Annotated in this window: 4 protein-coding genes; all 4 read left to right on the forward strand. The window is 49.7% G+C overall.

Annotated features, from left to right (window positions below; translation table 11 throughout):
* Nucleotides 1-1,631: polyribonucleotide nucleotidyltransferase (gene pnp / locus OEM52_13940; protein ID MDK9701237.1), on the forward strand; the 1,631-nt coding region annotated here is incomplete at its 5' end.
* Between the two features lie 158 nt (nt 1,632-1,789).
* Complete coding sequence (locus OEM52_13945; GenBank protein MDK9701238.1) at nt 1,790-3,049, forward strand: insulinase family protein; 1,260 nt, start codon at nt 1,790-1,792, stop codon at nt 3,047-3,049.
* Between the two features lie 151 nt (nt 3,050-3,200).
* Entirely contained in the window at nt 3,201-3,656 is a 456-nt protein-coding gene (dut, locus tag OEM52_13950) for a dUTP diphosphatase (protein ID MDK9701239.1), read from the forward strand.
* A gap of 170 nt (nt 3,657-3,826) precedes the next feature.
* Nucleotides 3,827-4,672: a polysaccharide deacetylase family protein gene (locus tag OEM52_13955; GenBank protein MDK9701240.1), complete on the forward strand. Its 846-nt coding sequence runs from the start codon at nt 3,827-3,829 to the stop codon at nt 4,670-4,672.
* Nucleotides 4,673-4,881: the final 209 nt, after the last annotated feature.

Raw genomic sequence — 4,881 nt, forward strand, 5'->3', positions numbered from 1 at the left:
ATATAACCATGGTGGAAGGAGAATCGAAGGAAGTCGACGAAGATACGTTGATTGCCGCGATTGCTTTTGGCCATGCCGCCATTCGCGAAATCTGCCAGTTGCAGGATCGATTGATTGCAACCCTCAAGAAGCCGTTGCGCGAATATGAGTTGTCGTTCGCCGACGCCGATTTGGAAGCGAAGATTGCCGAAGCGATTGGCGACGATATCGTACGTGCCGCTCGTACCCCTGAAAAGCAGGAACGCAATCTGATTCGCAAAGCCGCCGCTGTGAAAGCGATGGCAGCAATTGGCGAAGAGAATGCCGACAAAGCAAAGTTTGTTTCTGAGGTGCTCGACAAGAAGCTCAAAGCAGAAATGCGGAAACGTCTCATCGCTGAGAACACCCGTATTGACGGTCGCGATCCGAAAACGATTCGCCAGATTACGATTGAAACCCGGATTCTACCGCGTCCTCACGGTTCGGCGTTGTTTACCCGCGGTCAAACGCAAGCGCTGGGTGTCTGTACGTTAGGATCGAAATTCGATGAGCAGCGAATCGATGCGTTAGAAGGCAACTACTTCCGCCGCTTTATGCTTCACTACAATTTCCCGTCGTTCTCTACCGGTGAAACCAAACGGCAAATGGGACCGTCGCGCCGCGAAATCGGACATGGCAATTTAGCTGAGCGTTCGATCTCAGTCGTTTTGCCGGAATGGGATGCTTTCCCGTACACCATTCGTGTCGTTAGCGAGGTGCTCGAGTCGAACGGTTCCTCTTCGATGGCAACGGTTTGCGCCGCATCGCTCTCGTTGATGGATGCGGGTGTACCCTTAAAGCGCCCGGTTGCTGGTATTGCAATGGGTCTTGTGAAGGAAGGCGACCAAGCAGTAATCCTATCCGACATCTTAGGTGACGAAGATGCCTTAGGCGATATGGACTTCAAAGTTGCTGGTACCCGTGAAGGAATCACTGCTTTCCAAATGGATATCAAAATTCAGGGAATATCGCTCGACCTGATGCGCCGTGCCTTACAGCAAGCGCACGAGGGCCGCGCCCACATCCTTGGTTTGATGGAAACCGCATTACCTTCTGCCTCACCGCAACTCAGCGACTTCGCACCGAAGATTGTTCGCGTTTCGTTGGATCAGGACAAAATCGGTTTGTTGATCGGTCCTGGTGGCAAGAATATCCGCGAATTGGCAAAACGTACCGAATGTACAGTTGATGTCGACGACGATGGTACCGTCGTAGTTTGCGGTTTGAATGTCGATGGCGTTCGCGATGCCTATGAACATGTCATGGGCCTGATGATGGAACCGGAAGTCGGGAAAATCTATCGTGGTCGCATTACCCGCATTGTCGATTTCGGCGCCTTTGTCGAAATTCTACCCGGACGCGAAGGGTTGATGCACATCAGCAACATCTCTCACGAACGAGTGCAACGGGTGGATGATGTTGTCAAGTTGGGCGAGTATGTTGAAGTGAAACTTTTGGCAGTCGATCCGATGGGTAAAATGGATCTCTCCCGGAAAGCGCTTCTCCCCGATAAGGATGGCGTAATCGGCGGTACCCAAAGCTCCGAGGGCAGAACCCGCGGACCCTCTCGTGGCGGTGACCGGCGTCCCGGCGGTGGTGGTCATCGTCGATAAACATTTGATCTGAGTACGGGTGGACCTTGTGTCCACCCTGCAAAGATTTAGACTACAGAGTACGGGTGGACCTTGTGTCCACCCTACAAACGGTTGAGGGGGCGTATTCAATACGCCCCTTCGTAGTATCGCAAAATAAATATAGTAGAATACCAAACTTGAAACACTCACATCCAACGGACGGCTTTCATCGCACTGTTCTTACAAATGGACTCCGGGTCGTTACCGAAGAATTGCCGGACGCTCGATCAATTTCGCTGGGAATCTTCGTCGAAGTCGGTTCTCGCGATGAGCCTGCGGAATTTGCCGGCATAGCCCATTTCATCGAACACATGGCATTCAAGGGAACGAAGCGACGAACCCCGCGACAAATCTCGATGGCAATTGAAGAGACCGGCGGCGGACTGAATGCGTTTACCGGCCGCGAAATCACCGGTTTCCATGCGACGGTATTGTCTTCGGAATTCGCCACCGCAGTGGACGTCTTAACCGATATCGTTGCTAATTCCACTTTCCCGGAAAAGGAACTCGAAAAGGAAAAGGGTGTTGTCAACGATGAGTTGCGTGGTGTGCAAGAAACCCCGGACGATTTGATTTTTGAGCTGTGGCAGGAAGATGTCTTTCCCAACCATCCGTTAGGACGTTCAATTTTAGGGATGGAAAAAACGCTTGATAAAATCGACCGGAATCATCTAATCGAATTTGTCGCCAAGCATTATCATCCGAAACGAATGGTGGTGGCGGCTGCGGGCAACTGTGATCACGATGAACTCTGCCGAATGATTGAGCAGAAAATACCGTTCCAGAATAATGCACGTCCCCCAGTTCGCAACGCATCGCCGAAGCTGGAACCGCAGGAAGGAAAAACCCAAAATCACCCCTCGGAGAATGCACATTTAGTGATGGGCCTCCGGGCATACTCCTATGGCGATAAACGAAAGCTCCCTTTGCTGTTATTGAATACGGTTTTAGGGGCTGGGATGTCGTCGCGGCTCTTTCAGGAGATTCGCGAACGGCGCGGCATTGCCTACAATGTCTACTCGTTCTTTGATAGTTACCGTGACTGTGGGTTGTTTGGCATTTATCTGGGAACGGTTACGCCGAAATTGGAAACTGCACGAGCTGTCGCTTTGGCGCAGCTCGAAAAAATTGCTACAACTCCACTGACTTCCAAAGAATTGAAACGCTCGAAGACACAACTCAAAGGGGGTATCATTTTGGCGCTTGAATCGACGGCATCACGGATGTCACGACTCGCGCGGATGGAGTTGTATCAAGAATCTTACCTTTCAATTGATGATGTTGCATTGAAAATCGATGCAGTTACCGCGGAAGAAATATTAACTGTAGCACAAGACCTTTGGGGAGATGGCAAACCATTCACGGAAACCCGTCTGCTTCCCATCGAGAAGAAATAGATGTGTAGCTCAGACCCTCCTGTCTAATGTGTCATTGCGAGGAGCATAGCGACGAAGCAATCCCAGAAGGTGGACTCCAACGCCCTCCCATAAAAAAGCCGTAGGATAGACCATAAAAATGTCTGTCCACTAATAACGAGGTAACATGCCAGTGAATCCCATCCACGTACAAATCAAACGGGTGCGAACCGGTTTTGAAGATATTCCCTTGCCTCAACCAGCAACACCCTATTCCTCCGGTTGCGATCTCCGCGCCGCCGTCGAGACGACGATAGAATTGCCTCCGATGGGACGTATGCTTGTACCCACCTCATTTGCGGTAGCGATTCCCGTTGGTTTTGAGGGGCAGGTGCGGCCGCGTAGTGGGCTTGCTTTGAAGGCTGGCATTTCCATCCCCAATACACCTGGAACAGTCGACAGTGACTATCGCGGTGAATTACAAGTAATCGTAATCAACTTGAGTCAGGAGACATTCACCATTCATCGCGGTGACCGAATTGCTCAATTAGTGATTACACCAGTCTACTCCCCGCAATTCGTCGAAGTAGAGGAACTTCCCGAGAGTGAACGTGGGGAGGGGGGATTCGGTCACACCGGTAAACATTAAACTCGTAAAGCGTCGTGATTTGACATCCAGTCTTACCTGTCATTGCGAGAGCGCCTTGCGCCGAAGCAATCTCACAATTCGGGTAGGGGCGGACTACAATGTCCGCCCGCAATAGAGGTTAGCTAAACCGTCTTGAGGCTCACCGTAAGCAATCTCGTCTGACATTATTCATGCAAACACAACCGTGCAATCCACTTGTCTTTCCCCATTCCATTTCCTACACTCTCAAGACCATGACAAATCACTCGAACAAACCAATCCTCCTCTATCACAAAATCGATCCTCGTTGGGAGGTCGGCGTTACAAACGTTTTTCCCGGTACCTTCCGCAAACAAATGTCGCTGGCTTATTCCCAAGACAAAAAACTGCTACCGCTGGAAACAGCGATTACTTCCGATGATCCAAATGTAATCGGATTAACATTCGACGATGGTTATACTTCAATTGGATTGCATGCATTACCTATTCTTAGTGAATTCAGATTTACTGGAACCGTTTTCCTCATCACTGATGCGATAGGAAAATCGAATCGCTGGGAAGCCCAATTGGCTTGGCGTACGTTCTACCATCTCGACAATTCGAGTGTCTTCGGATTGCTCTTCGCCGGTTGGCGAATTGGTTCTCATGGCGTTTCACACACTGCATTTACCTTACTGAATGACGAACAAGCCCGCCTCGAGCTTATCGTCAGCAAAGACATCTTAGAGCAACGGTTTGGTCATCCGATTGTTAGTTTCGCATTTCCATTCGGTAGATATTGCGCACATCACTTGGAGATGGCACTGGAGGCGGGTTACCAATGGTTGTGTGTTGCTCCTCTGCGAGGAGAATTAGCACCTGGGATATCGAAGCATGTAGTCTATCGGCGACCAATTTACTTCGGCGATTCATTGTCGAGATTCTCGCAAATGCTGGAACCACGCCCCCTCACAGACAAGGAGCTGTTTCGTATCCGACTTGCCAATCGTTTGGCAGGTGGAACGATCATAGTCCAAAAATTCCGAAAAATCTTCTGACAGTTTCCGAGATATCAAGTACTTTGTTGTCACATCTTGAATTTATTTCAAATGTTCGGTAGATTCTTTCAAGTACTTTCTGAAAGTCAGTTTCATGCCTCAATCATCACCAGAGAAACTCTATTATTCGATTAGCGAAGTAACCGATCTCACCGGAATTGCACCTCACATACCCCGATATTGGGAAACTCAACTCAAACAATTGAAAC

This window comes from bacterium (genome assembly GCA_030247525.1).
GTDB lineage: Bacteria > Electryoneota > JAOADG01 > JAOADG01 > JAOADG01 > JAOTSC01.

Excerpts from the sequence above, each read along its gene's own strand:
- OEM52_13955 (MDK9701240.1), top strand. The coding sequence starts at position 3,827 with ATGCAAACACAACCGTGCAATCCACTTGTCTTTCCCCATTCCATTTCC.